This window comes from Mycolicibacterium sp. MU0050 (assembly GCF_963378085.1).
GTDB classification, from domain to species: Bacteria; Actinomycetota; Actinomycetes; order Mycobacteriales; family Mycobacteriaceae; genus Mycobacterium; species Mycobacterium wendilense.
Window position 1 is genome coordinate 406,556 of the sequence record NZ_OY726395.1, and the last position, 21,666, is coordinate 428,221.

Annotated in this window: 23 protein-coding genes; 14 read left to right on the forward strand and 9 right to left on the reverse strand. The window is 68.3% G+C overall.

All coding sequences use genetic code 11. The features are described 5' to 3' along the window. Positions 1-62 precede the first annotated feature (62 nt). Positions 63-2,180, forward strand: coding sequence for an acyl-CoA dehydrogenase (locus tag R2K23_RS02015; protein ID WP_316513904.1), 2,118 nt, complete (start codon positions 63-65; stop codon positions 2,178-2,180). 141 nt (positions 2,181-2,321) lie between these two features. Here the strand turns inward: R2K23_RS02015 and R2K23_RS02020 are convergent, their stop codons facing one another. Both R2K23_RS02020 and R2K23_RS02025 read right to left on the reverse strand, forming a co-directional pair. Further along, positions 2,322-2,894 (reverse strand): hypothetical protein, encoded by a 573-nt coding sequence (locus R2K23_RS02020; protein ID WP_316513905.1) that lies wholly within the window; start codon positions 2,892-2,894, stop codon positions 2,322-2,324. A 24-nt stretch (positions 2,895-2,918) separates the two neighbouring features. Further along, a complete protein-coding gene (locus R2K23_RS02025; RefSeq protein WP_316513906.1) occupies positions 2,919-3,989 on the reverse strand; it encodes a ferredoxin--NADP reductase in 1,071 nt (356 codons plus the stop codon). Between the two features lie 221 nt (positions 3,990-4,210). Between R2K23_RS02025 and hsaA the strand changes: the two genes are divergently transcribed. The 5 genes from hsaA to R2K23_RS02050 all read left to right on the forward strand — a co-directional run bounded on the left by hsaA (position 4,211) and on the right by R2K23_RS02050 (position 8,705). Further along, positions 4,211-5,401 (forward strand): 3-hydroxy-9,10-secoandrosta-1,3,5(10)-triene-9,17-dione monooxygenase oxygenase subunit, encoded by a 1,191-nt coding sequence (gene hsaA, locus R2K23_RS02030; RefSeq protein WP_316513907.1) that lies wholly within the window; start codon positions 4,211-4,213, stop codon positions 5,399-5,401. Beyond that, entirely contained in the window at positions 5,401-6,288 is an 888-nt protein-coding gene (gene hsaD, locus R2K23_RS02035) for a 4,5:9,10-diseco-3-hydroxy-5,9,17-trioxoandrosta-1(10),2-diene-4-oate hydrolase (protein ID WP_316513908.1), read from the forward strand. The genes hsaA and hsaD overlap by 1 nt, the downstream gene beginning before the upstream one ends. Next, complete coding sequence (hsaC, locus tag R2K23_RS02040) at positions 6,289-7,188, forward strand: iron-dependent extradiol dioxygenase HsaC (protein WP_316513909.1); 900 nt, start codon at positions 6,289-6,291, stop codon at positions 7,186-7,188. Between the two features lie 2 nt (positions 7,189-7,190). Next, positions 7,191-7,757 (forward strand): 3-hydroxy-9,10-secoandrosta-1,3,5(10)-triene-9,17-dione monooxygenase reductase subunit, encoded by a 567-nt coding sequence (gene hsaB / locus R2K23_RS02045; RefSeq protein ID WP_316513910.1) that lies wholly within the window; start codon positions 7,191-7,193, stop codon positions 7,755-7,757. A 69-nt stretch (positions 7,758-7,826) separates the two neighbouring features. After that, positions 7,827-8,705, forward strand: coding sequence for a DUF4344 domain-containing metallopeptidase (locus tag R2K23_RS02050; RefSeq protein ID WP_316513911.1), 879 nt, complete (start codon positions 7,827-7,829; stop codon positions 8,703-8,705). A gap of 1 nt (position 8,706) precedes the next feature. Here R2K23_RS02050 and R2K23_RS02055 read toward each other — a convergent pair whose 3' ends face one another. Further along, a complete protein-coding gene (locus tag R2K23_RS02055; RefSeq protein ID WP_316513912.1) occupies positions 8,707-9,015 on the reverse strand; it encodes a fibronectin-binding protein in 309 nt (102 codons plus the stop codon). A gap of 283 nt (positions 9,016-9,298) precedes the next feature. On the opposite strand from R2K23_RS02055, the gene R2K23_RS02060 reads away from it, so the two are divergent. Continuing rightward, positions 9,299-9,640 carry a contact-dependent growth inhibition system immunity protein gene (locus R2K23_RS02060; RefSeq protein WP_316513913.1) on the forward strand — a complete coding sequence of 114 codons (342 nt, stop codon included), beginning with the start codon at positions 9,299-9,301 and terminating at the stop codon, positions 9,638-9,640. 12 nt (positions 9,641-9,652) lie between these two features. Here R2K23_RS02060 and R2K23_RS02065 read toward each other — a convergent pair whose 3' ends face one another. Beyond that, positions 9,653-10,420 carry an alpha/beta fold hydrolase gene (locus R2K23_RS02065; protein ID WP_316513914.1) on the reverse strand — a complete coding sequence of 256 codons (768 nt, stop codon included), beginning with the start codon at positions 10,418-10,420 and terminating at the stop codon, positions 9,653-9,655. A 343-nt stretch (positions 10,421-10,763) separates the two neighbouring features. Between R2K23_RS02065 and R2K23_RS02070 the strand changes: the two genes are divergently transcribed. The 5 genes from R2K23_RS02070 to R2K23_RS02090 are packed head-to-tail and all read left to right on the forward strand — an operon-like array spanning position 10,764 to position 13,651. Next, positions 10,764-11,057 (forward strand): hypothetical protein, encoded by a 294-nt coding sequence (locus tag R2K23_RS02070; protein ID WP_316513915.1) that lies wholly within the window; start codon positions 10,764-10,766, stop codon positions 11,055-11,057. After that, positions 11,058-12,734, forward strand: a complete 1,677-nt coding sequence (locus tag R2K23_RS02075; RefSeq protein WP_316513916.1) for a hypothetical protein — start codon at positions 11,058-11,060, stop codon at positions 12,732-12,734. Beyond that, a complete protein-coding gene (locus R2K23_RS02080) occupies positions 12,682-13,008 on the forward strand; it encodes an RNase A-like domain-containing protein (RefSeq protein WP_316513917.1) in 327 nt (108 codons plus the stop codon). Before R2K23_RS02075 ends, R2K23_RS02080 begins: the two co-directional genes overlap by 53 nt. Further along, positions 13,005-13,325 (forward strand): contact-dependent growth inhibition system immunity protein, encoded by a 321-nt coding sequence (locus R2K23_RS02085; RefSeq protein ID WP_316513918.1) that lies wholly within the window; start codon positions 13,005-13,007, stop codon positions 13,323-13,325. Before R2K23_RS02080 ends, R2K23_RS02085 begins: the two co-directional genes overlap by 4 nt. Next, on the forward strand, positions 13,322-13,651 hold the full coding sequence (locus R2K23_RS02090; RefSeq protein ID WP_316513919.1) for a contact-dependent growth inhibition system immunity protein: 330 nt from the start codon (positions 13,322-13,324) through the stop codon (positions 13,649-13,651). Before R2K23_RS02085 ends, R2K23_RS02090 begins: the two co-directional genes overlap by 4 nt. A 102-nt stretch (positions 13,652-13,753) precedes the next feature. On the opposite strand, the gene R2K23_RS02095 is transcribed toward R2K23_RS02090, so the two are convergent. The 5 genes from R2K23_RS02095 to fadD3 are packed head-to-tail and all read right to left on the reverse strand — an operon-like array spanning position 13,754 to position 19,563. After that, positions 13,754-14,872, reverse strand: a complete 1,119-nt coding sequence (locus tag R2K23_RS02095; protein ID WP_316517005.1) for a pyridoxal phosphate-dependent aminotransferase — start codon at positions 14,870-14,872, stop codon at positions 13,754-13,756. 44 nt (positions 14,873-14,916) lie between these two features. After that, a complete protein-coding gene (ipdE2, locus tag R2K23_RS02100; protein WP_316513920.1) occupies positions 14,917-15,885 on the reverse strand; it encodes an acyl-CoA dehydrogenase IpdE2 in 969 nt (322 codons plus the stop codon). After that, entirely contained in the window at positions 15,882-16,841 is a 960-nt protein-coding gene (locus tag R2K23_RS02105) for an acyl-CoA dehydrogenase family protein (protein ID WP_316513921.1), read from the reverse strand. Before R2K23_RS02105 ends, ipdE2 begins: the two co-directional genes overlap by 4 nt. Beyond that, positions 16,838-17,983, reverse strand: a complete 1,146-nt coding sequence (locus tag R2K23_RS02110) for an acyl-CoA dehydrogenase family protein (protein WP_316513922.1) — start codon at positions 17,981-17,983, stop codon at positions 16,838-16,840. Before R2K23_RS02110 ends, R2K23_RS02105 begins: the two co-directional genes overlap by 4 nt. Further along, positions 17,983-19,563 (reverse strand): 3-((3aS,4S,7aS)-7a-methyl-1,5-dioxo-octahydro-1H-inden-4-yl)propanoate--CoA ligase FadD3, encoded by a 1,581-nt coding sequence (fadD3, locus tag R2K23_RS02115; RefSeq protein WP_316513923.1) that lies wholly within the window; start codon positions 19,561-19,563, stop codon positions 17,983-17,985. The genes R2K23_RS02110 and fadD3 overlap by 1 nt, the downstream gene beginning before the upstream one ends. Positions 19,564-19,667: 104 nt before the next feature. Here fadD3 and ipdE1 point away from each other — a divergent pair, with 104 nt between their 5' ends. Further along, positions 19,668-20,828 carry an acyl-CoA dehydrogenase IpdE1 gene (gene ipdE1, locus R2K23_RS02120; protein ID WP_316513924.1) on the forward strand — a complete coding sequence of 387 codons (1,161 nt, stop codon included), beginning with the start codon at positions 19,668-19,670 and terminating at the stop codon, positions 20,826-20,828. Further along, a complete protein-coding gene (gene ipdF / locus R2K23_RS02125) occupies positions 20,828-21,616 on the forward strand; it encodes a (5R,7aS)-5-hydroxy-7a-methyl-1-oxo-2,3,5,6,7,7a-hexahydro-1H-indene-carboxyl-CoA reductase (protein WP_316513925.1) in 789 nt (262 codons plus the stop codon). Before ipdE1 ends, ipdF begins: the two co-directional genes overlap by 1 nt. Positions 21,617-21,666: the final 50 nt, after the last annotated feature.

Consider the following 21,666-nt stretch of genomic DNA (forward strand, 5'->3'; position numbering starts at 1 on the left):
GAACACGTTCTAGTGTGGGCCACACGGTCCTCTACCCGCCGAACGAGGATTCAGGGGTCGCTGTGACTTCCAAGACAAGTGTCTCCGAGCAGTTTGCCGCGCGTGACCTGGTGCGTAGCTGGGCAGTGGGCTCGGGCGGCATCGACGCGGCCCGCGCCGTGGAACAGGGCAGCCCGGAGGCGTGGCGCCCGGTTTATGCGAGTCTGACGGAACTAGGCCTCTTCGGCGTGGCGGTTTCCGAGGAGGCCGGCGGCGCCGGCGCGTCCATCTCCGACCTGTGCGCCATGCTCGACGAAGCCGCGTACGGCCTGGCCCCCGGACCCGTGGCCGGCACGGCACTGGCGACCTTGGTGCTCGACGATCCCGAGGTGCTCGAGGCGCTGATGGCCGGGGAGCGCAGTGCGGGATTCGCGCTGGACGCGCAACTGCGTCTCGACGGCGGGCGGCTGCACGGGACGGCGCCCTATGTCCTGGGTGGCACCGCCGACGGGTTGCTGCTCCTGCCGGCCGGTGAGCAGTGGGTGCTGGTGGCCGGCGGGGCCGACGGCGTCACCGTGGAAGCTCTTCCCGCGACGGACTTTTCGCGGCCGTTAGCCCGCGTCGAATGTGACGGGGCGCCGGTCACCGTGCTGCCGGTCGCGCCGCGCCGCGTCGAGGACCTGATCGCCACGGTCCTGGCCGCCGAGGCCGCGGGGGTGGCGCGCTGGGCGTTGCAGACCGCCGCCGAGTACGCCAAGGTGCGCGAGCAGTTCGGCAAGCCCATCGGCAGCTTCCAGGCCATCAAACACCTGTGCGCGGAGATGCTGCTGCGTTCCGAGCAGGCTTCGGTCGCCGCGGCTGACGCCGCGGAGGCCGCCGGGGCGACCGGGGCCGAGGCCGACCGGCAACTGTCGATCGCGGCGGCCGTGGCCGTCGCCGCGGGCATCGCCGCCGCCGAGGCCAACGCCAAGGACTGCATCCAGGTGCTCGGCGGCATCGGCATCACCTGGGAGCACGACGCGCACCTGTACCTGCGCCGGGCCTACGGGATCGCCGCGGCCCTGGGCGGTCGGCGTCGCTGGCTGCGACGCGCGGCCGAGCTGACCCTGGACGGGGTGCGCCGCACGCTGGACATCGACTTGAGCTCGGTGGAGTCGGCCCGCCCGGAGCTCGCCGCCGCCGTGGCCGACATCGCGGCCCTGCCGGCCGAGCAGCGGCAGCCGGCGCTGGCCGAGGCCGGGCTGCAGGCGCCGCACTGGCCCAAGCCCTACGGACGCGACTCGTCGCCGGCCGAGCAACTCCTCATCGACCAGGTGCTGGCCGAGGCGGGCGTCGACCGCCCGGATCTGGTGATCGGTTGGTGGGCGGCGCCGACCATCCTCGAACACGGCAGCCCCGAACAGATCGACCGGTTCGTGCCGGCCACGCTGCGCGGTGACGTCGTGTGGTGTCAGCTGTTCAGCGAGCCGGGCGCCGGGTCGGATCTGGCCGCGCTGCGCATGAAAGCCGTTCGCGCCGAAGGCGGTTGGCGACTCACCGGGCAGAAGGTATGGACCTCGGCCGCGCAGAAGGCGCACTGGGGAGTCTGCCTGGCCCGCACCAATCCCGACGTGCCGAAGCACAAGGGCATCACCTACTTCCTGATCGACATGACCTCCCCGGGCATCGACATCCGGCCGCTGCGCGAGATCACCGGTGACGACCTGTTCAACGAGGTGTTCTTCGACGACGTCTTCGTGCCCGACGAGATGGTGGTCGGCAATGTCGACGACGGCTGGCGGCTGGCTAGGACCACGCTGGCCAACGAGCGGGTCGCGATGGCGCAGGGCACCGCGCTGGGCAATCCGATGGAGGAACTGCTCACCACGTTGTCCGAGCGCGAGGTCGACCCGGCGGACCTGGACCGCCTGGCCGAGCTGATCGCCTCGGCGCAGGTGGGGTCGCTGCTGGATCAGCGGATCGCCCAGTTGGCCGTCGGCGGGGGCGATCCCGGACCGCAGGCCAGCGCGCGCAAGCTGATCGGCGTGCGGTACCGCCAGGCGCTCTCGGAGTTCCGAATGGATCTGTCCGAAGGTGCCGGGGTGGTGTTCTCGCCGCGGGTGCACGAATTCCTCAACGCCCGCTGTCTGACCATTGCCGGCGGCTCCGAACAGATCCTGCTGAACCTCGCCGGCGAGCGGCTGCTGGGTCTGCCGCGCTGACGTCGCCCCAGATCTCGGTACCCCAGCCGCAGGCGCGGCCCTCGACACCCTGCCCCGAGCCCCTCGACCGTGCGGTTTCATCCGCGACGCGCCGTGCGGGCGGTTGATTTCGCAGGTTCGCGGTGGCGGGGCAGCGCGCGGCTAGAAGCGGGTGTGCGCGCAGGCATTGGGCGAGGTGATGTTCACCGCGCCGTAGACCACCTGGATGGTCGAGCATGCCACGAAGTCGGCCCCGGTGGCCGGGCGCCCGGAGGTCCAGTCGGTCGGCACCGAGTGCCCGTCGACGGTGAAGCGCTCGAATGATCCGCCGCCGAAGTAGGTGACCGAGATCTCGACGTTGTTCAGCGAGCGGAACATCTTGGACAGCACGTTGTCGTGATTGGCGCCCTTGGTGGTTCGCGGGGTGCCGGCCGGCGCGCTGTACTCGGCTTCCTGCCAGACACCGCGTTCCACGCTGCGCAGCGTGATCGTCTGGCGCGCCCAGGTGTCGGGCGGCAGCGGGACCGGACCGGTGGGCGTCAGCAGGTTGGCCCGGGTATTGAAGAAGCACTTGCTCTCGGCGGCGACACAGTCGGCGTTGATGTGCATCTCGAGCTGGGTCGCACCGTCGACGGGAATCGAGCTCACCGCTGCGTCGCCGGCCGCCGACGCCGGTGCCGCCGACGCCAACCCGGCCAGCAGCAGCGTGCCCGCCAGGGCGGAGGTCAGTCGCATGATCACTGAAGGTAGTCCTGTCCGCTATTCGTCGTAGGTGACTTCGACCGAATCCGACTTCGGGCGAGCCTGGCAGCCCAGGATCAGACCCTCGTCGAGGTCGGACTGTTCCAGGACGTCGTTGATGTCCATGTCGACCGTGCCGTCCTTGAGCAGCACGGCACACGCGCCGCAGTGGCCCTCGCGGCAGGAGAACGGGGCATCGAGTCCCTTGTCCAACAGGACATCGAGCAGCTTGGCCGACCGAGGCCAGCTCAGTTCGTGGGTCTGACCGTCCAGCGTGACCACCGCGGTGGCCGGCGGCTGATCGTCGTCGGCGCCGCCGTCGATCACGACCTTGGCGAACGGGTCGCTGTCGAGCGACTTGAACACCTCCACGTGCACCTGATCGGCGGGCACGTCGAGAGCCTGCAGCGCGTCCCGGGCGGCGGCCATGAACGGCCCGGGCCCACAGATGAAGACCTGACGGCCGGTGAACGGCGCCGCCAGCCGGCCCAGCGCCGCCGCGCTGGGCAAGCCCTGCACCGATTCGAGCCAGTGCACCACCGAGAGCCGGTCGGGATACTCGGCGGCCAGTTCGCGCAGCGCTTCGGCGAAGATCACCGACTTCTCGTCGCGGTTGGCGTAGAGCAGCGTCACCTGGCCCGAGCCCTGCGACAGCACCGACTTGCAGATGGACATCATCGGCGTGATGCCGCTGCCCGCCGCCATCAGCAGAAAATCGCCGTCGAGCGACTTGGGGACGAACGTGCCCGACGGGGCCAGCACGTGGATGCGCATACCGGCGTGCGCGTTGTCGCACAGCCAATTCGACGCGTATCCGTCGGCAGTGCGCTTGACCGTCACCGTCAGCGGCTCGTCGGTGAAGGGCGAACTGCACAGCGAATAGCAGCGGGCCACCGACCCGGTGCGGTCGCTGGGCACCCGCAGGGTGAGGAACTGGCCGGGGGAGTAGCGCAGCCGCTCGGCGGGGATCTCCGCCGCGTCGGCGCCCCCGGGCACGGCGAAGACCAGGGAGCGGGCGTCCTCGGTTTCGGCGATGACGTCAGCCACCTGCAGTTCGAGCACGTGGCTGCCGAGCGGCTCGTCGGTCACCGGTACACCCTTTCAAGCCAGGCCGCCCAGGACAATCGAGCGGCGCGCAACGCGGAACAATTCCGCACTAACTAGAACAGGTTACAGAAATGCCCCGCTGCAGGTCCAGCCCCTGCAGGCATGGGCTACTCGACATGAATCGTAACGTGTTCTAGTCTTGACGCGTCTCGATTAGTCCTCGAGCAGCGTTCCCCGATCAGCCGGCCCTGGGAGGCAATCCAGTGACGACCATTCAACAGCGTGACGCGCAGTCGGTCCTAGCCGGCATCGATGAGTTGCTGCCCGCCCTGCGGGCCCGCGCCCAGGAAACCGAGGATCTGCGCAAGCTGCCCGACGCGAACGTCAAGGCGCTCGAGGACGTCGGCTTCTTCCGGTTGCTGCAGCCCGAGCAGTGGGGCGGCTTGCAGTGCGATCCCACGATCTTCTACGAGGCCGTGCGCCGGCTGGCCAGCGCCTGCGGTTCCACCGGCTGGTGCGCCGGCATCATCGGCGTGCACAACTGGCACCTGGCGCTGTTCGACCAGCAGGCCCAGGAGGACGTCTGGGGTCAGGACGCAGGAGTCCGGATCTCGTCGTCGTACGCCCCGATGGGCGCCGGCGTGGTGACCGAGACCGCCGACGGCTACATCGTCAACGGATCCTGGAACTGGTCCTCGGGCTGCGACCACGCAACCTGGGCCTTCCTCGGCGGCCCCGTGATCAAGGACGGCCGGCCGGTGGACTTCGGCAGCTTCCTGATCCCGCGCACCGACTACGAGATCGACGACGTGTGGCACGTGGTGGGCCTGCGGGGCACCGGCAGCAACACCGTCGTCGTCAAGGACGTCTTTGTGCCGCGGCACCGCTTCCTGTCCTACAAGGCGATGAACGACGGCACCGCCGGTGGCTATGAGACCAACACCGCGCCGGTGTACAAGATGCCTTGGGGCACAGTGCATCCCACCACAATCTCGGCTCCCATCGTCGGCATGGCCTACGGCGCCTACGACGCCCACGTCGAACACCAGGGCAAGCGGGTGCGCGCCGCCTTCGCCGGCGAGAAGGCCAAGGACGATCCGTTCGCCAAGATCCGCATCGCCGAGGCGGCCAGCGACATCGACGCCGCGTGGCGGCAGCTGATCGGCAACGTCGGCGACGAGTACGCCCTGCTCGCGGAGGGCAAGGAGATCCCGTTCGAGTTGCGGGCCCGGGCGCGCCGCGATCAGGTCCGGGCGACCGGCCGCGCGATCGCCTCGATCGACCGCCTCTTCGAGGCCTCCGGTGCCACCGCGCTGTCCAATGACGCGCCGGTGCAACGCTTCTGGCGGGACGCGCACGCGGGCCGGGTGCATGCGGCCAACGACCCGGAGCGGGCGTACCTGATCTTCGGCAACAACGAGTTCGGCCTGCCGCCGGCCGACACCATGGTCTGATGACGGAGTTCGCCACCGAAGCTGCTCAGCAGCAAGAGATCACCTTCGAGTCCACCTCCCGGTTCGCCCAGGTGCGGCCCGACATGCGGTTGCACTACCACGAGGCCGGTGATCCGTCGGCCCCGCCGGTGGTGCTGCTGCACGGCGGCGGACCGGGCGCCTCGAGTTGGTCCAACTTCAGCCGCAACATCGCGGTGTTGGCGCGCCACTTCCGGGTGCTCGCGGTCGATCAACCGGGTTACGGGCATTCCGACAAGCACACCGAACACGAGCAGTACAACCGCTACAGCGCGACCGCGCTGCTCAACCTGTTCGACCATCTCGGCATCGAACGGGCGCCGCTGGTGGGTAACTCGCTGGGCGGCGGCACGGCGGTGCGGTTCGCGTTGGACAACCCCAAGCGGGCCGGTCGGCTGGTGCTGATGGGCCCCGGCGGTCTGTCCACCAACCTGTTCGCCCCCGACCCCACCGAGGGCGTCAAGCTGCTGGGCCGGTTCACCATGGAGCCCACGCGGGAGAACCTCGAAAAGTTCCTGCGGATCATGGTCTTCGACCAGAGCCTGATCACCCCGGAGCTCGTCGACGAGCGGTTCGCCATCGCCAGCACGCCGGAGTCCCTGGCGGCCGCCAAGGCCATGGGCAAGTCGTTCGCCGGCGCCGATTTCGAGCTCGGGATGATGTGGCGCGATGTCTACAAGCTGCGCCAGCCGGTGCTGTTGATCTGGGGCCGCGAGGACCGGGTCAACCCGCTTGACGGCGCGCTGGTGGCGATCAAACAGATTCCGCGGGTTCAACTGCACGTTTTCGGGCAATGTGGACATTGGGCGCAGTTGGAGAAGTTCGATGAGTTCAACAAGCTCACGGTCGATTTTCTGGGAGGTGCCTAGATGAGCATCCGTTCACTGGGGTATCTGCGGATCGAGGCCACCGACATGGCGGCCTGGCGCGAGTACGGACTCAAGGTGCTCGGCATGGTCGAGGGGTCGGGCAGCACCGACGGTGCGCTGTACCTGCGGATGGACGAATTCCCCGCCCGCCTGGTCATCGTGCCGGGCGAGCACGACCGGTTGCTGCAATCCGGGTGGGAGGCCGCCAACGCGGCCGGGCTGCAGGAGATCCGCCGGCGCCTCGACGTCGAGGGCACCCCGTACAAGGAGGCCACCGCCGCCGAACTCGCCGAGCGCCGGGTCTACGAGATGATCACCTTCGACGACCCGTCGGGCAACACCCTGGAGGTGTTCCACGGTGTCGCCCTCGAGCACCGTCGCGTGGTCAGCCCGTACGGCCACAAGTTCGTCACCGAGGAGCAGGGGTTGGGCCACGTCGTGCTGACCACCCGCGACGACATGGAGTCGCTGCACTTCTACCGCGATGTGCTGGGCTTCAAGCTGCGCGACTCGATGCGTCTGCCACCGCAGCTGGTGGGCCGGCCGGCCGACGGCGAGCCGGCGTGGTTGCGCTTCTTCGGCGTCAACCCGCGGCACCACAGCTTGGCGTTTATGCCCGGCGAGACCCCAAGCGGCATCGTGCATCTCATGATGGAGGTGGAGAGCAGCGACGACGTCGGCCTGTGCCTGGACCGGGCCCTGCGCCGCAAGGTGCCCATGTCGGCGACTCTCGGCCGCCACGTCAACGACAAGATGCTGTCCTTCTACATGAAGACCCCCGGCGGGTTCGACGTCGAATTCGGTTGTGAGGGATTGGAAGTCGACGATGACGACTGGGTGGCGCGGGAGAGCACCGCAGTCAGCCTGTGGGGTCACGACTTCAGCATCGGATTCAAGTAGCCATGGCCGACGCCCCGATCGATCCGCGCGCATTCCGCAATGCGCTCGGCCAGTTCTGCACGGGCGTCACGATCATCACGACGGTGCACGACGACGCGCCGGTCGGGTTCGCCTGCCAGTCGTTCGCGGCGTTGTCGTTGGATCCGCCGATGGTGCTCTTCTGCCCCACCAAGCAGTCGAGGTCGTGGGCGGCGATCGAGGCCAGCGGACGGTTCTGCGTCAACATCCTGCACGAGGATCAGCAGCACGTCTCGGCGCGCTTCGGGTCGCGCGAACCGGACAAGTTCGCCGGCATCGATTGGACCCCATCGCCGTTGGGCTCGCCGATGATCGACGGTTCGCTGGCGCACATCGACTGCACCGTGGCCTCGGTGAACGACGGCGGCGACCATTTCGTGGTGTTCGGCGCGGTGCGGTCGCTGGTCGAGGACGCTAAGAAGAAGCCGCGGCCGCTGCTGTTCTATCGTGGCCAGTACACCGGTATCGAGCCGGACAAGAACACGCCGGCGGATTGGCGCAACGACCTGGAGGCGTTCATCACCGCGACCACCGCCGATACCTGGCTGTAATCGGACTTCCCGCACAGCTTTTCAGCGATTCTGCGTCCCGCCATCGGACCCGGGTGGCATCCTGTGGGCGTGTCGATCCGACGTCTCGTACGTGTGACCGCCGGCGGTGTGGCCGGGCTCCTGGTTCTGGTCAGCATCACCGGATGTGGGGGTGGCCAGGCCGAGCCGGTCGCCGTGCCCAGCACCGAGCCGACGCGCGAGCGGGTCGTGGTGCCGAAGGCGCCGGTGGAATCGGGGGAGATGTTCGTCGTCTATGAGGATGCCGAGTCGCCCGAGGCGGTCGAGGGCCGAGCCCTGCTCACTGACGCGACCCTGCTGGAGGAGCTGGCCGAGGACGTCAACGCCATGCTGGTGCTGCCGGTCGACGTGCCGGTGAACGGTCGGCAGTGCGACGAGGCCAACGCGTACTGGAGTCCCAGCGAGCAGGCGATGACCATCTGTTACGAGGACGCCGAGCTGAGCCGGCGCATCTTCGACGAGGCCGGTGAGGCCGACGTCGTCGCCTCCACCCTGGGCGCCGAACGGGCAACTTTCTACCACGAACTCGGCCACGCGGTGATCGACCTGTACGACCTGCCGTTCACCGGCCGAGAAGAAGATGTCGCCGACCAACTCGCGGCCGTCCTGCTGCTGCAGCCCGACGACGACGGGCAGGTGGACCCGGAGAACATCGCGGCCGCGCGGGCGTACGCGTTGATGTTCCAGGGTTACTCCGAGCAGGAGGGCGGCGGCGCCGAGGAGTTCCCGTTCTGGGACGTCCACGAGTACGACCTGGCCCGGATGTACAACTTCCAGTGCTGGATCTACGGCTCAGATCCAGAGGCCAACGCGTCGATGGTCGCCGACGGATTGGTGCCCGAGGAGCGCGCGGATTCCTGTGAAGATGAGTTCGACCGGATGTCGCGAGCCTGGTACGAGATGCTCGAACCGCATCTGCGCGACGAGTGAGTCAGACGCAGCCCAGGGTGCACACGTCGGCCGGCGGCAGGTGCTCGATGTCGATGGCTCCACCGTCGGGCTGCTGTTGGGTCAGGTCGATGTCGTGCTCGAGCTCCGGCATCATCGGCACCATCCCGCACACGAAGGCCAGCGGCCCTTCACATGGCGGCGGGCCGTTTGGATCGGCCGCGGCGGGGGAACTGTGAAACAGAGCACTCACCGCGACGACGGCTCCCAGAACTGTCATTTTCGTTGCGGCGCGCATGAGGTTGACGATACGCAATCGCCAATCCGGTACTTGCTGGAAGCCGGTAATCACACCCGTGTGATTTATCCCCACTGTGGACAACTCCTGTGGATAACTTCGGGGGTTTCGGCGTTGCCGCAGCTAGGACGCATGGGGAAGGCATGGGAGTCATGACCGACGCCGACAAGGGGCGGGTGGGCGCGCGGCTGCGCCAACAGGTCCCGACGCTGGATGACTGATTACAACGAGCCGGATTGGGTTGCGGTCCGGGCGGGGATTCCGCGCTGGGATTCCGTCACCAGGAATGTGAAAGTCGTGCACTTCCCGTGAGGCTCCGTCGGGGAAAATACTTGGCATGAGCGATGGCCCGGTGTCGTGGGAACTCGACCAGTTCTTCGGCGCCTACTTTCACCAGGACTGGGTCTTGGAGGCCGAGGATTGGCAGGGCATTGTCGATAGCTATGTCGACGTCCACCCCGTCGTGGCAGAGCTCTTGGATCTGGCCGCCGAGATCGACGCGGTGGTGAACGCCCACACCGAGCTTGGTCTCCGGCAACTCATGGACGAACTGGATGTCAACTACCTCCCGCAGCCGCTCACACACAAGGAATGGCTGGGGCAGGTCGCTGAGCGGCTGCGCCTGCACGCCCACGGGATCGCGGCCGCGCGTCGTGCCGTCGACCAACCCTCGCTCTGATCCAGCGGGGCGTCAGGTGTGCTGTTCGATGAACTCGATTGCCGCGGCGGCGACCTCACGATGCACCGACTCGTTCAGGACATCGTGGCGTGCCCCAGCGAACTCTCGGTACTGCAGGGCGTCGATCTGTTCGGCGTAGGCGCGCACCGCCCCGGGCGCGGCGATCGGGTCGGCGCCGCCGTGCAACGCCAACGTCGGGACCGTCAACCCGCCCAGTTCGCCGCCCATCCGGTCCCACGCCGTGTCGAGTTCGCGCGCCAGGGCAGCGCCGTCGGCGTCGACGAAGGCCAACGGATCGTGCGCGAGCAAGTCGAGGTAGAACGGGTCGGCGGACAACCAGGACGGGTCGAGACTCAGCGAGGTGTCAGGGTCGAGCATCGCGGCAATGGGGACCAGCGGTGCTCCGGAGATTATTCCGGCCCGGTAGCGCTGCGGAGCGGCGAGCAGTCGGAACAGGGTGACCAGCGAGCCGAACGAATGTCCTTGTGCGATAAGAGGAATCCCGGGCCGGTGCTCTTCGGCGAGGTCGGTCACGGTGTCGGCCAGCGACGAACTCAGCGCCATCGAGCCGAAGTCGCCGCGTTCCCCGCCGGTCAGCCCGTGGCCGTACTGATCGACCGCCCACAGGTCGATGTCTGCGGCGTTTAACGCGAAGCCGTAGCGGTGGTAGAGCTCGGTGTGTTCGCCGAAGCCGTGCAGCAGAATCACCGCGGCTCGCGGTTGGGCCGCCGGCCAATGTCGGTAGTACACGGGGCCGCGGTCGGTGTCGAAGACGGGCATGAGCGCGATCGTATCGATCCGACGTGGGTGCCGGGCCGACTCGCGGTCGGCGTCGCACCGGAGTGTGCACTGGCGTTATCGGCTTTTGGACTGCCCGGCCATGAGCGACGAGTCGGTGGGTCAAATCACGGGTCGCCTACGTCGTCATGCCGATGGGATCGCGGCGGCGCGAGAAGGCGTCGGTGAGGGATTCCGGTCTTGATCGGCGGCAGTAACGCGAGATCGGTGGCGGGCATCGAACCCAAACGACGGCTTCTTCGGGCCCGGGTGCAGCCCCTCGATGCTGGTGGCGGAGCGAAATTGGTGAAGTGTGCACCCCGGTGGGGCACTTTAAACTTCGCTCGTGGCCGATTTGACCGTGCATCTCGACGGACTGCGTGCGCTGGCAGCACGTTCGGGTGCGTCCGCGGATATTTTGGCCTGTGGTCCGGGCGAGGTCCCCGTCGGGCCTGCCCACCAGCCGACTAGCGGTGCCGTCTCGGCGGTGCAGACTGCCGTCGACGGTATGGCCAACCGCTTGGCGGCCCGCGCCGCTGCGACGGCGGTCAAGGTCGAGAATGCCGCGACCAGCTTCGGCGAGCACGAGCATGGTTCGGCGGCCCAGATCGCCGCGACCCGTTCGACGATTTATCTGTAGATGGCCAGCACCGGCGCTGGAACGCCGACGCGCTCACAAATAGAGGGATGGGACGGCACGCATCTCCGCGCGGCCGCCCAGCGCTGGACCGCGACGGCTGAGACCTGGGACCAGGCCTTCGAAGCGCTGCATCAGGAAGCGCTGGCACCGGGCGGTACCGACTTCGACGGCGCCACCGCGGCGGCCACCCGACAGCGGACGGTGACCGACAAGCTGACCGTCATCCGTATCTCAGAAGACTTGGTGGCCGCGGCGACCGCGGCCAAGACCGGGGTCGACTCGATCGCCACCGCGAAAAGCGCTGCCCTGGATGCGATCGCCCGGGCCGAGGAGGCGGGATTCGACGTCGGCGACGATCTGTCGCTGACCAGTCGACAGGAATTCACCGAAGCCGAGTTCGACGCCAAGCTTGCTGAAGCCCAACTCCTGGCCGCCGAAATCCGCACCGCGGCAGCGAACTTGGCGCAGGCGGACGCCGGGGTCGCAACCGCGGTCACCACGGCGGTGGACTCATTCGCCGCGACCAGCTTCGCCGAACCGACGGGGCCGGGTGAGCCGGCCCGCGGCCCCTTCGTGCGAGCGGTCAGCAACGAGACGCCCGGGGATCAGCCAGCCGAGGAGGAGGGGGATCGAAAAGCCGAGTCCGGCGAAGGGGACCCGCAAGACGAGGGCTCGCGAGCATTACAGGACCTGCTGCTGCCGGACGGTGCGGCCGAAACCCCCGGCGACGAGCCCGACGAAGCCGAGGCGGAACAGCCGGAAGATCTCGACGGTGCGTTGGCCACCGTCGCCGGCGGGCATCCGATCCCGCCCCCGACGAACGTATTGGACCGCTTCAAGGACCAGATGAAGGGCTCCGTTAAGGGAGATCTCAAAGACGGCGCCGAGGTGCCGTACACCAAAGCTCCCCTCGCCGCACCGATCGTCGCCGCTGACCCGTCCGTGGTCGACGATCAGGTTGCCCGCGTCGATGCGGCCCGGCAGGCGGTAGACGCCGCGCAGGCCGAGCTCGACGCCGTCCTCGGACAGAACTACACGCAGGGCCCGGGTGGTGGGCCCAACCGCGACGTCGGCGAAGCCCTTGCCCAGACGCTGTTCGAGGCCCGCCGCGACCTCACCGAACAGACCAGGATCCTCGAACGCCTCAGCCAGGCTCGTGCGGACCTCGGCGGCCAACCCGTGGGAATCCCTGAACTTCCGCGCAACGCCGACGTGCAAGCGTTTCCTGAGAAATCGTTGACTTTCGCCGATGCCAGCCGTGCGCTCAGCGAGGGCAGCTTCGGGCTCATCCCCGACGTGGCGCACGACATCGAAGTCTTCCGGAACTGGGGCGAGCATTCCGGTGCTGAGCAGATCGGAGCGGTCCTCGATGTCGCAGGGGCAATTCCGTTCCCGGGCGGAAAGGCTTTCAGCGAGGCGCTGCAGCAAGCACTGGACGCTGCGTCCACCGCAGGCCGCCACGCTGATGACATCCCCACCGGCGCGCATCGAGGTGTCGAGGCACCTGATGGCCCTAACCAGACCGACGCGCCGGGGCCAAACCCGGTAGATGACCCCGACTACCTCGCCAAACTCGGAGTCGAGGACACCGCTACTCGAAGCAAGCGAATCAGCTGGCGGGCATTTGATTGCGAGCCATGTTGCCCAAACGGCGGACGATCTGGCCGCGCGGCTTGAGGACTTTCCAAGAATGACGGCGGTCTCGTCCTTTGGCTCGACCGACGAGGCGGCGGCGGCGGTGACCGCCGCACTTCAGCAGAATCAAGCGAAAGTGGACGATTGGTTAGCAACAGGCGCGATCGACAAACTTCGAATGGATGCGTCTTTCAGCGGCGGTACCGTGATGAAGCGCGGCTCCTCCGACATTGTCGTTGGCACCGGCGCTAAAGTAGTGCTCAAAGGTGACGGTAGAGGCGGATGGTACGTGCTGACAGGGTTCCCGACGGCATGAGTGACAATCCAGTTTCCGAAGATCTCGATCAATTCTTCGGCGCCTATTTCCACCAGGACTGGGTTTTTGAGGCCGATGATTGGCCGGGAATAGTTGATAGCTTTGTCGACGGAGACAGGCGGCCGAGTGCCGAATTGCTGAGACAGTTGGCGCGAGAGATTGACTGTCTGCGGGAAACGCGCACCGAAGCCAGCCTTGAACACCTCTTGGATAAGCTCGGTGTGTACTACGATCCCCGACCGTTGACTTTCACCGCATGGCTTGGCCAAATCGCCGACAGGCTCCGGAGCCACGCTGACGGGATCGCGACCGAATGAGTAGTCATCCCACGTCGCACGACTTTGACCAGTTCTTCGGAGCCTATTTCCACGAGGATTGGGACCTTGAAGCGGAAGACTGGGAAGGGATCGTTGACCTCTACTCGTCTTCGCCGACCCGGACGCCTGAGCGGCTGCGACTGCTCGCTGACCGAATCGACGAAATGCGCGAAAACCAAAGCGAAACGGAGATCTGCACCACCGTCGTCGGTATGGGCGGTTGCTACGACCCGCGACCCGAACGGACCTACGACTCATGGCTCCGGCAAGTAACCGAGCGACTCCGCAGGCACGCGTCCGCGGCCGAGAACCACACGGCGGGTTGAAATCGCGGGCGACAACCTGACTGTCATCACTTGATGACGCATTCAAATCGAAAGGCAGTCCGGAGAGGGTGCTGATGTGACGGATGTGACCAGCGTCGAACCTCAGCGCAGCCACTCGCCGATCCGCCGCACCGCCTCGTCGATGTCGGAGGTCGGCCCGGCGAACGACAGCCGGACGTAGGAGCCGCCGCGCACCGGATCGAAGTCGATGCCCGGGGCGATCGCCACGCCGGTGTCGGCCAGCAGTTTCTCGCAGAAGCCCAGTGAGTCGGTGGTGAATTCGGAAACGTCGGCGTAGACGTAGAACGCGCCGTCGGTCGGTGCCAGCCGGTCGATGCCGATCCCGCGCAGCCCGTCCAGCAACCGGGTGCGGTTGGCGCTGTAGTGCGCCAGGTGGCCCTCGGCCTCCGCGACGGACTCCGGGGTGAAGGCCGCGACGGCGGCCACCTGCGACAGCACCGGCGGACAGATGGTGAAGTTGCCGGTCAGACGGTCCACCGCGCGCTGCAGCGACTCCGGCACCAGCAGCCAACCCAGCCGCCAGCCCGTCATCGCGAAGTACTTGGAAAAGCTGTTGACCACCACGGCGTCGCGTGAGGTCTGCCAGGCGCAACTGGTTTCCGGCGCGCCGGGATAGACCAGGCCGTGGTAAACCTCGTCGCTGATCAGCCGCACCCCGGTCTCGGCGCACCAGGTGGCGATCGCGGCCAACTCCTCGGGCGGGATCACCGTCCCGGTCGGGTTGGCCGGGCTGGCGACCACGACACCGGCCAGCGGTGCCGCCGCGTGGGCCGCCGCCAGCATCGCGACGTTGGGTTGGAATCGGGTGTCGGGACCACAGGCGAGGTCGACGACCTCGCAGCCCAGCGCCGAAAGGATGTTGCGGTAGCAGGGGTAGCCGGGGCTGGCGACGACGACGCGGTCACCGACGTCGAAGCAGGCCAGGAAGGTCAGCAGGAAGCCGCCGGAGGAACCGGTGGTGATCACCACGTCGGCGGGGTCGACGGCGATGCCGTGGGTGGTGTCGTAGGAGCGGGCGATCGCCTCACGCAACTCCGGGATACCCAGCGCGACGGTGTAACCCAGCTCGTTGGCCTCCAACGCCGCGGCGGCGGCGGCGCGCACCGGCTCCGGGGCGCCGACGCTGGGCTGCCCGGCAGACAAATTGACCAGGTCACCGTGGCTGCGCTGGCGTTCGGCCGCGGCCAACCAGACGTCCATGACATAGAACGGCGGGATGCCCGCCCGCAGCGCGGTCTTCACGGTTACGAGGTTACGTCGGCCGCCAGTGCCTCGGATTCCAGGCTGCGCAGGTACTCGGCGGGCTGCCCCAACAGCTGGGCGTTGGCGTGGGCCCGCTTGAAGTACAGCTGGATGTCGTGCTCCCAGGTGATCGCGATGCCGCCGTGCAGCTGGATCGCCTCGGCGGCCACGTCGAAGAACGCCTCGGTGGCGGTGACGTGGGCCAGCGCCGCGGTGGTGGGCGACGGGTCGGCCACCGCCTCCTCGACGACGGCGCCGGCGGTCTGCACCTTCACGTACAGGTCGGCCATCCGGTGCTTGAGCGCCTGGAAGCTCCCGATCGGTCGGCCGAACTGGACCCGTTCCTTGGTGTATTCGACGGTGAGTTCCAGGCACCGCGACGCCGCGCCCACCGACTCGGCGGCGAGCAACACCGCGGCGGTGTCGGCCAGGCCCGGGTCGGCGGCCAGCGGTTCGGTCGTCGTCGGCTGCACGCTGGCCAACCGCCGCGTCATGTCCATGGTGGGGTGCGCGGTCGCGGTGAACTCGGTCCAGCGGCTCAGCGCACCGTCTGCCACGCCGACGACGACATCGGCGACGTCCCCGTGCAGCACGTACTCGGGGTCGAGGGCCACCGCCCCCACCAGCGCCCCGGCCGCCAGCTGTTCGAGGGTCTCGGAGTCGGGGGTGTCGGCGGCCAGCAACGCCAACTCGGCCAGGGTGGTGCCCAGCAGCGGCGAGGGCACCAGGGCGCGGCCGAGTTCGGTGATGACGGCCGCAGCATCGGCGAGCTCCCCGCCGGCGCCGCCGAATTCCTCGGGCACCACCAGCGCGGCGACGCCGACCTGCTCGCACAGCAACGTCCACAGGTTCCGGTCGTAGCCGGGTTCGGACTCCATCGCCGCGCGAACCTGCTCGGGCCCAGCGTGTTTGGCGACCAGGTCGCGCACGGTCCGGACCAGCAGGTCACGCTCGTCGTTGGTCGTGCTCACAGTGCCTCCAGTACGCGTCGGCGGTGGTAGGTCGGGTCGCCCCAGGCCGAGCGCAACGCCTGGGCGCGCAGCAGCAGCAGGCCCAGGTCGTGTTCCTGGGTGAACCCGATCGCCCCGTGGGTCTGCAGCGCCGAGCGCGCCGCCAGCAGCCCGGCGTCGGCGGCGGCCACCTTGGCCGCACTGACGTCGCGGACCGTGTCCGGGCTGTCATCGCCGAGCGACAACGCCGCGCCGTACACCAGCGGGCGCGCCAGTTCCAGCGCGATGTGCACGTCGGCGAGCTTGTGCTTGATGGCCTGATACGAGCCGATCACCCGGCCGAACTGGGTGCGCTGCTTGGCGTATTCGACCGAGGCGTCGAGCATCGCCTGTCCCGCGCCCACCAGTTGCGCGGCGGTGAGCAGCGCCCCGAACTGCGAGGCGCGTTCGACATCGGCGTCCCAGCCGGGCCCGGACGCGGTGACGTCGAACAACTTTCGGCTCGGGTCGACGGACTCGTGGCCAGCGCCGACGGTGCCGTCGTGCACCTGCTGGTCGGCGACCAGGGTCAGGCCGGCGAAGTCGGCGTTGAGGGCCCGGGGTTGCACCGGTGCGCTGACCGTGGCGACCAATTCACCGGCGGCCAGCCCGGCGCTGCGCTCGGCGGCGTCGGGCCCGCCGGCCAGCAACACCGGGGCCACGGCCACCGATTCGGTGACGGGCCCGGGCACGCACCAGTACCCCAGCCGCTCCCCGGCGACCACCAAATCCACCGGGTGCGCGCCGATGCCGTCGTGTTCCTCGGCCACGTTGAGTGCGGTGACACCCAGTTCGGCCAGCGTCGACCACACCTTGCGGCCGGGACCGGTGTCGCCGACCGACCAGGCCCGCACCGCGGCGGGCAGGTCGGCCGCGCCCAATGCGGCGTCGATGCTCGCCGCGAAGTCGCGCTGCTGGTCGTCCAGATCGAACTTCACTTCTTTGCCTCCCGGGGCATACCCAGCAGCCGCTCGGCGATGATGTTGCGTTGAATCTCGTTGGTACCGGCGTAGATCGGGCCGCCGAGGGCGAACAGGTATCCGTCGGTCCAGGGCTCGGTCAGCTCGCCGTCTGCGCCGCGCAGATCCAGTGCCGTCTGGTGCAGGTCGACGTCCAACTCGGACCAGAACACCTTGGTCACCGAGGATTCCGCGCCCAGCTCGCCACCGGCGGCCAGCCGGGTGACGGTGCCGAAGGTCTGCAGCCGATAGGCCTGCGCCTTGATCCAGGCGTCGGCCACCCGCGTCCCGAACTCGTCGCGAATGGACTTGTCCGGCTGGGACTTCCACAGCTGGACCAGCCGTTCGGCGGCCGAGGTGAAACGCGCCGGGCTGCGCAGCGACATGCCGCGCTCGTTGCTCGAGGTGCTCATCGCGGCCCGCCACCCCTCGTGGGGTGCGCCGATCACGTCCTCGTCGGGAACAAAGACATCGTCGAGGAAGATCTCCCCGAAGCCGGTGTCGCCGCCGAGCTGGGCGATGGGCCGCACGGTGATGCCCTCGGCCTTCAGGTCGAACATGAAGTAGGTCAGGCCCTTGTGGCGCTGCGCCTCGGGGTCGGAGCGGAACAATCCGAAGGCCTTCTCGCCGAAGGGCGCGCGGGAACTCCAGATCTTCTGGCCGTTCAGCTTCCAGCCGCCGTCGGTCTTGGTCGCGGTGGAACGCAGCGAGGCCAGGTCGCTGCCGGATTCGGGTTCCGACCAGGCCTGCGCCCAGATCTCTTCGCCGCTGGCCATCTTCGGCAGGATGCGGTCGAGCTGCTCAGGGGTGCCGTGCGCGAACAACGTCGGGGCCAGCATCGAGGTGCCGTTGGCGCTGGCGCGGCCGGGAGCGCCGGCGTGGAAGTACTCCTCCTCGTAGACCACCCACTCCAGCAGCGAGGCGTCGCGGCCGCCGTAGCGCTCCGGCCAGGTGATCACCGACAGGCCGGCGTCGTAGAGGATCTTGTCCCAGCGGCGGTGCTGCTCGAATCCCTCGGCGGTGTCGTACGACTTCGTCGGGAAGTCGTCGCGGTGGGCGGTCAGGAAGTCGCGGACCTCGGCGCGGAACGCCGCGGTCTCCTCGGTGAAGTGGAGATCCATCAGACCCTTTCCCTCAACTGCGGTTTGACCACCTTGCCGCCGGGGTTGCGGGGCAGGGCGGCAAGGAATTCCACCGATCGGGGCACCTTGAAGTTGGCCAGGTGCGCCTTGGTGTGGGCGATCACCGCCTGTTCGTCGAGGTCGGAGTCCGGTAGCCGGACGACGAAGGCCTTGCCCACCTCGCCGAGGCGTTCGTCGGGAACCCCGATCACGGCGGCCTCGGCGACACCGGGCAGCCGGGCGAGCACCTGTTCGATCTCGGCCGGGTAGACGTTGAACCCGCCGCAGATGTACATGTCCTTGAGCCGGTCGGTGATGCGCAGATTGCCTGCGGCGTCGACGGTTCCGACGTCGCCGGTGTGCAGCCAGCCGTCGGCGTCGATGGCCGCCGCGGTGGCCTCCGGGTCGTCGAGGTAGCCGAGCATCACGTTCGGTCCGCGCAGCAGCACCTCACCGGCGCCGTCCGGTCCCGGGTCGCCGTCGATGCGCAGTTCGAAGTCGGCGATGGGCCGGCCGCAGGTTGTGGCCACGGTGACCGCGTCGTCGCTGGCCCTGCACATCGTGCCGAAGCCGCTGGCCTCGGTCAGGCCGTAGGCGGTGAGCACGATGTCGATGTCGAGTTCGGACTGCATCCGCTCGATCAGCACCACGGGCACCACGGCGGCGCCGGTCACCGCGAACCGCAGCGAGGACAGGTCGTAGTCCTCGCGGCGGGGGTGATCGAGCAGGGTTTGGTAGATGGTCGGCGGGCCGGGCAGCACCGTGGCGCGGTGATCGCGCACCGCCCGCATGGTGGCCTCCGGGTCGAACGTCAGTTGCGGGATCAGGGTGGCGCCGGTCTGCAGGCAGGCCAGGATGCCGGCCTTGTAGCCGAAGTTGTGGAAGAACGGGTTGATGCACAGATAGCGGTCGGTGCTGGTGATCTGACCGCACGCCGCCCACGCGGCCGGACCGGCGAGCGACTGCCGGTGCGCGCACAACACCCCCTTGCTGCGTCCGGTGGTGCCGGAGGTGAACAGGATGTCGGAGACGTCGTCCGGGCCGACCGCGGCGGCGCGGGCGTCGGCGGTCTCGATGCGGGCGGGATCGGCGCCGCGGGCCATGAACTCGTCCCAGGTGCCGTCGTCGGTCTCGACCGGTATCCGCACGATGTGCTGCAGCGCGGGCAGCGCGGAGCGGTCCAGTTCGGCGGCCCGGTCGGCGCCGAGGAATTCGCCCATCGCGATCATTACCGGCGTCGCGGTGCGCGCCAGGATGTCGGCGGCCTCGCTCGCGGTGTAGCGGGTGTTCAGCGGTACCAGGACCGCGCCGGCCCAGTGCGTGGCCAGGCATGCGACCACCCAGTGCCAGGTGTTCGGCGACCACAGCGCGACCCGGTCGCCGGGGCCGACGCCGAGGTCGATCAGCGCGGCGGCGGCGCGGCGAACCTCGTGCCGAAGTTCGGCGTAGGTCAGCGCGCGGTCCTCGGTGACGACGGCCGGGTGGTCGGGCAGCGCGCGCGAGATGTAGTCCAGCACCGCGGGAGTGGTCTGCAGGATGGGTTTCCCCGCGTGGCCACCCTCCCCGCCGGATCGCGTCATGATGCTCCTCTGGGATTGATTGCCCGGTTCCTCATCGCGCAATTCCGCTGCGTACATCGCCGACCGGTCACCAAAGCAAGTGCTTGGTAGGTTAGCCTACAGGGATGGCGGAGGTCCAGAAGTTCCGGGCGGAGGTCCGTGAGTGGCTGGCCGACAACCTCGTCGGCGAATTCGCAGCGCTCAAAGGCCTCGGTGGGCCCGGTCGTGAGCATGAGGCGTTCGAAGAACGGCGCGCCTGGAACCAGCACCTGGCGCAGGCCGGGCTGACCTGTCTGGGCTGGCCGACCGAGCACGGGGGGCGCGGCCTGTCGGTGGCGCACCGGGTGGCGTTCTACGAGGAATACGCCCGCGCGAATGCCCCGGACAAGGTCAACCACTTCGGCGAGGAGTTGCTGGGTCCCACCCTGATCGCGTTCGGTACCCCCGAGCAGCAGCAGCGCTTCCTGCCGAAGATCCTCGACGTCACCGAACTGTGGAGCCAGGGGTATTCCGAGCCGGGCGCCGGCAGCGACCTGGCCAACGTGTCGACCACCGCGGTCCTCGACGGGGACCAGTGGGTCATCAACGGCCAGAAGGTGTGGACGTCGTTGGCGCACTGGGCGCAGTGGTGCTTCGTGGTGGCCCGCACCGAGAAGGGCTCCAAGCGCCACGCCGGGCTGTCGTACCTGTTGGTGCCGCTGGATCAGCCGGGGGTGCAGATCCGGCCCATCGTCCAGCTGACGGGCGACTCGGAGTTCAACGAGGTCTTCTTCGACGACGCGCGCACCGACGCGTCCCTGGTGGTCGGGGAGCCCGGCGACGGCTGGCGCATCGCGATGGGCACGCTCACCTTCGAGCGCGGGGTTTCCACGCTCGGACAGCAGATTCGTTACGCACGTGAACTTTCCGGGATCGTCGCGCTGGCCCAGAGCAACGGCACCATCGATGACCCGTTGATCCGTGAGCGGTTGACCCGGGCCTGGGTGGGGCTGCGTGCGATGCGGTCCTACGCGCTGGCCACCATGGACGTGGAACGGCCAGGGCAAGATAACGTGTCGAAGTTGTTGTGGGCCAACTGGCATCGCGGGTTGGGCGAGCTCGCCATGGACATCGCCGGCAAGACCGGTCTGGTCCTCAAGGACGAGAACGGCAAGCCGGATTTCGACGAATGGCAGCGGTTGTTCCTGTTCTCCCGCTCCGACACCATCTACGGCGGCTCCAACGAGATCCAACGCAACATCATCGCCGAGCGAGTTCTCGGCCTACCCCGAGAGGTGAAGGGTTGATGAGTCTCTCCAGCGTCCCGGAAGAGATTGCCGGACATGGACTTCTGACCGGCAAGGTCGTGGTGGTCACCGCCGCGGCTGGCACCGGTATCGGCTCGGCCACCGCCCGCCGCGCGCTGCTCGAGGGCGCCGACGTGATGGTCTCCGATCACCACGAGCGCCGCCTCGGCGAAACCCGCGGCCAGTTGGCCGCCCTGGGCCTGGGGCGGGTGGAGAGCGTGGTCTGCGACGTCACCTCGACCGCCCAGGTGGATGCGCTGATCGCCTCGACCACGGCCCGGCTGGGCCGGGTGGACGTCGTGGTGAACAACGCCGGGCTGGGTGGGGAGACCGCCGTCGTCGACATGGACGACGAAGAATGGGACCGGGTCCTCAACGTCACCCTGACCTCGGTGATGCGGTCGACCCGCGCCGCGCTGCGCTACTTCCGCGAGGCCGGTCACGGTGGCGTCATCGTCAACAACGCCAGCGTATTGGGTTGGCGCGCACAGCATTCCCAGTCGCACTACGCGGCGGCCAAGGCGGGAGTGATGGCGCTCACCCGCTGCAGTGCCATCGAGGCCGTCGAATACGGCGTGCGGATCAACGCCGTCTCCCCGAGCATCGCCCGCCACAAGTTCCTCGAGAAGACCAGTTCGGCGGACCTGCTGGACCGGCTGTCCTCGGACGAGGCATTCGGGCGCGCTGCCGAGCCCTGGGAGGTCGCGGCCACCATCGCGTTCTTGGCCAGCGACTACTCGAGCTACCTCACCGGTGAAGTGATCTCGGTGTCCAGCCAGCGCGCCTGACGCTCCGCCAGTTTTCGACGCGTCCTTCCCGGGTAGACGGCTCACGGGGC

What these genes read in the sequence shown, in the direction of transcription:
- R2K23_RS02095 (WP_316517005.1), bottom strand. Translation starts at nt 14,872, where the DNA reads ATGGACGTCTGGTTGGCCGCGGCCGAACGCCAGCGCAGCCACGGTGAC.
- ipdF (WP_316513925.1), top strand. Translation starts at nt 20,828, where the DNA reads ATGAGTCTCTCCAGCGTCCCGGAAGAGATTGCCGGACATGGACTTCTG.
- R2K23_RS02065 (WP_316513914.1), bottom strand. Translation starts at nt 10,420, where the DNA reads ATGCCCGTCTTCGACACCGACCGCGGCCCCGTGTACTACCGACATTGG.
- fadD3 (WP_316513923.1), bottom strand. Translation starts at nt 19,563, where the DNA reads ATGACGCGATCCGGCGGGGAGGGTGGCCACGCGGGGAAACCCATCCTG.
- R2K23_RS02110 (WP_316513922.1), bottom strand. Translation starts at nt 17,983, where the DNA reads ATGGATCTCCACTTCACCGAGGAGACCGCGGCGTTCCGCGCCGAGGTC.
- R2K23_RS02075 (WP_316513916.1), top strand. Translation starts at nt 11,058, where the DNA reads ATGGCCAGCACCGGCGCTGGAACGCCGACGCGCTCACAAATAGAGGGA.
- hsaD (WP_316513908.1), top strand. Translation starts at nt 5,401, where the DNA reads ATGACGGAGTTCGCCACCGAAGCTGCTCAGCAGCAAGAGATCACCTTC.
- hsaB (WP_316513910.1), top strand. Translation starts at nt 7,191, where the DNA reads ATGGCCGACGCCCCGATCGATCCGCGCGCATTCCGCAATGCGCTCGGC.
- R2K23_RS02090 (WP_316513919.1), top strand. Translation starts at nt 13,322, where the DNA reads ATGAGTAGTCATCCCACGTCGCACGACTTTGACCAGTTCTTCGGAGCC.
- ipdE1 (WP_316513924.1), top strand. Translation starts at nt 19,668, where the DNA reads ATGGCGGAGGTCCAGAAGTTCCGGGCGGAGGTCCGTGAGTGGCTGGCC.
- R2K23_RS02020 (WP_316513905.1), bottom strand. Translation starts at nt 2,894, where the DNA reads ATGCGACTGACCTCCGCCCTGGCGGGCACGCTGCTGCTGGCCGGGTTG.
- R2K23_RS02060 (WP_316513913.1), top strand. Translation starts at nt 9,299, where the DNA reads ATGAGCGATGGCCCGGTGTCGTGGGAACTCGACCAGTTCTTCGGCGCC.
- hsaC (WP_316513909.1), top strand. Translation starts at nt 6,289, where the DNA reads ATGAGCATCCGTTCACTGGGGTATCTGCGGATCGAGGCCACCGACATG.
- R2K23_RS02085 (WP_316513918.1), top strand. Translation starts at nt 13,005, where the DNA reads ATGAGTGACAATCCAGTTTCCGAAGATCTCGATCAATTCTTCGGCGCC.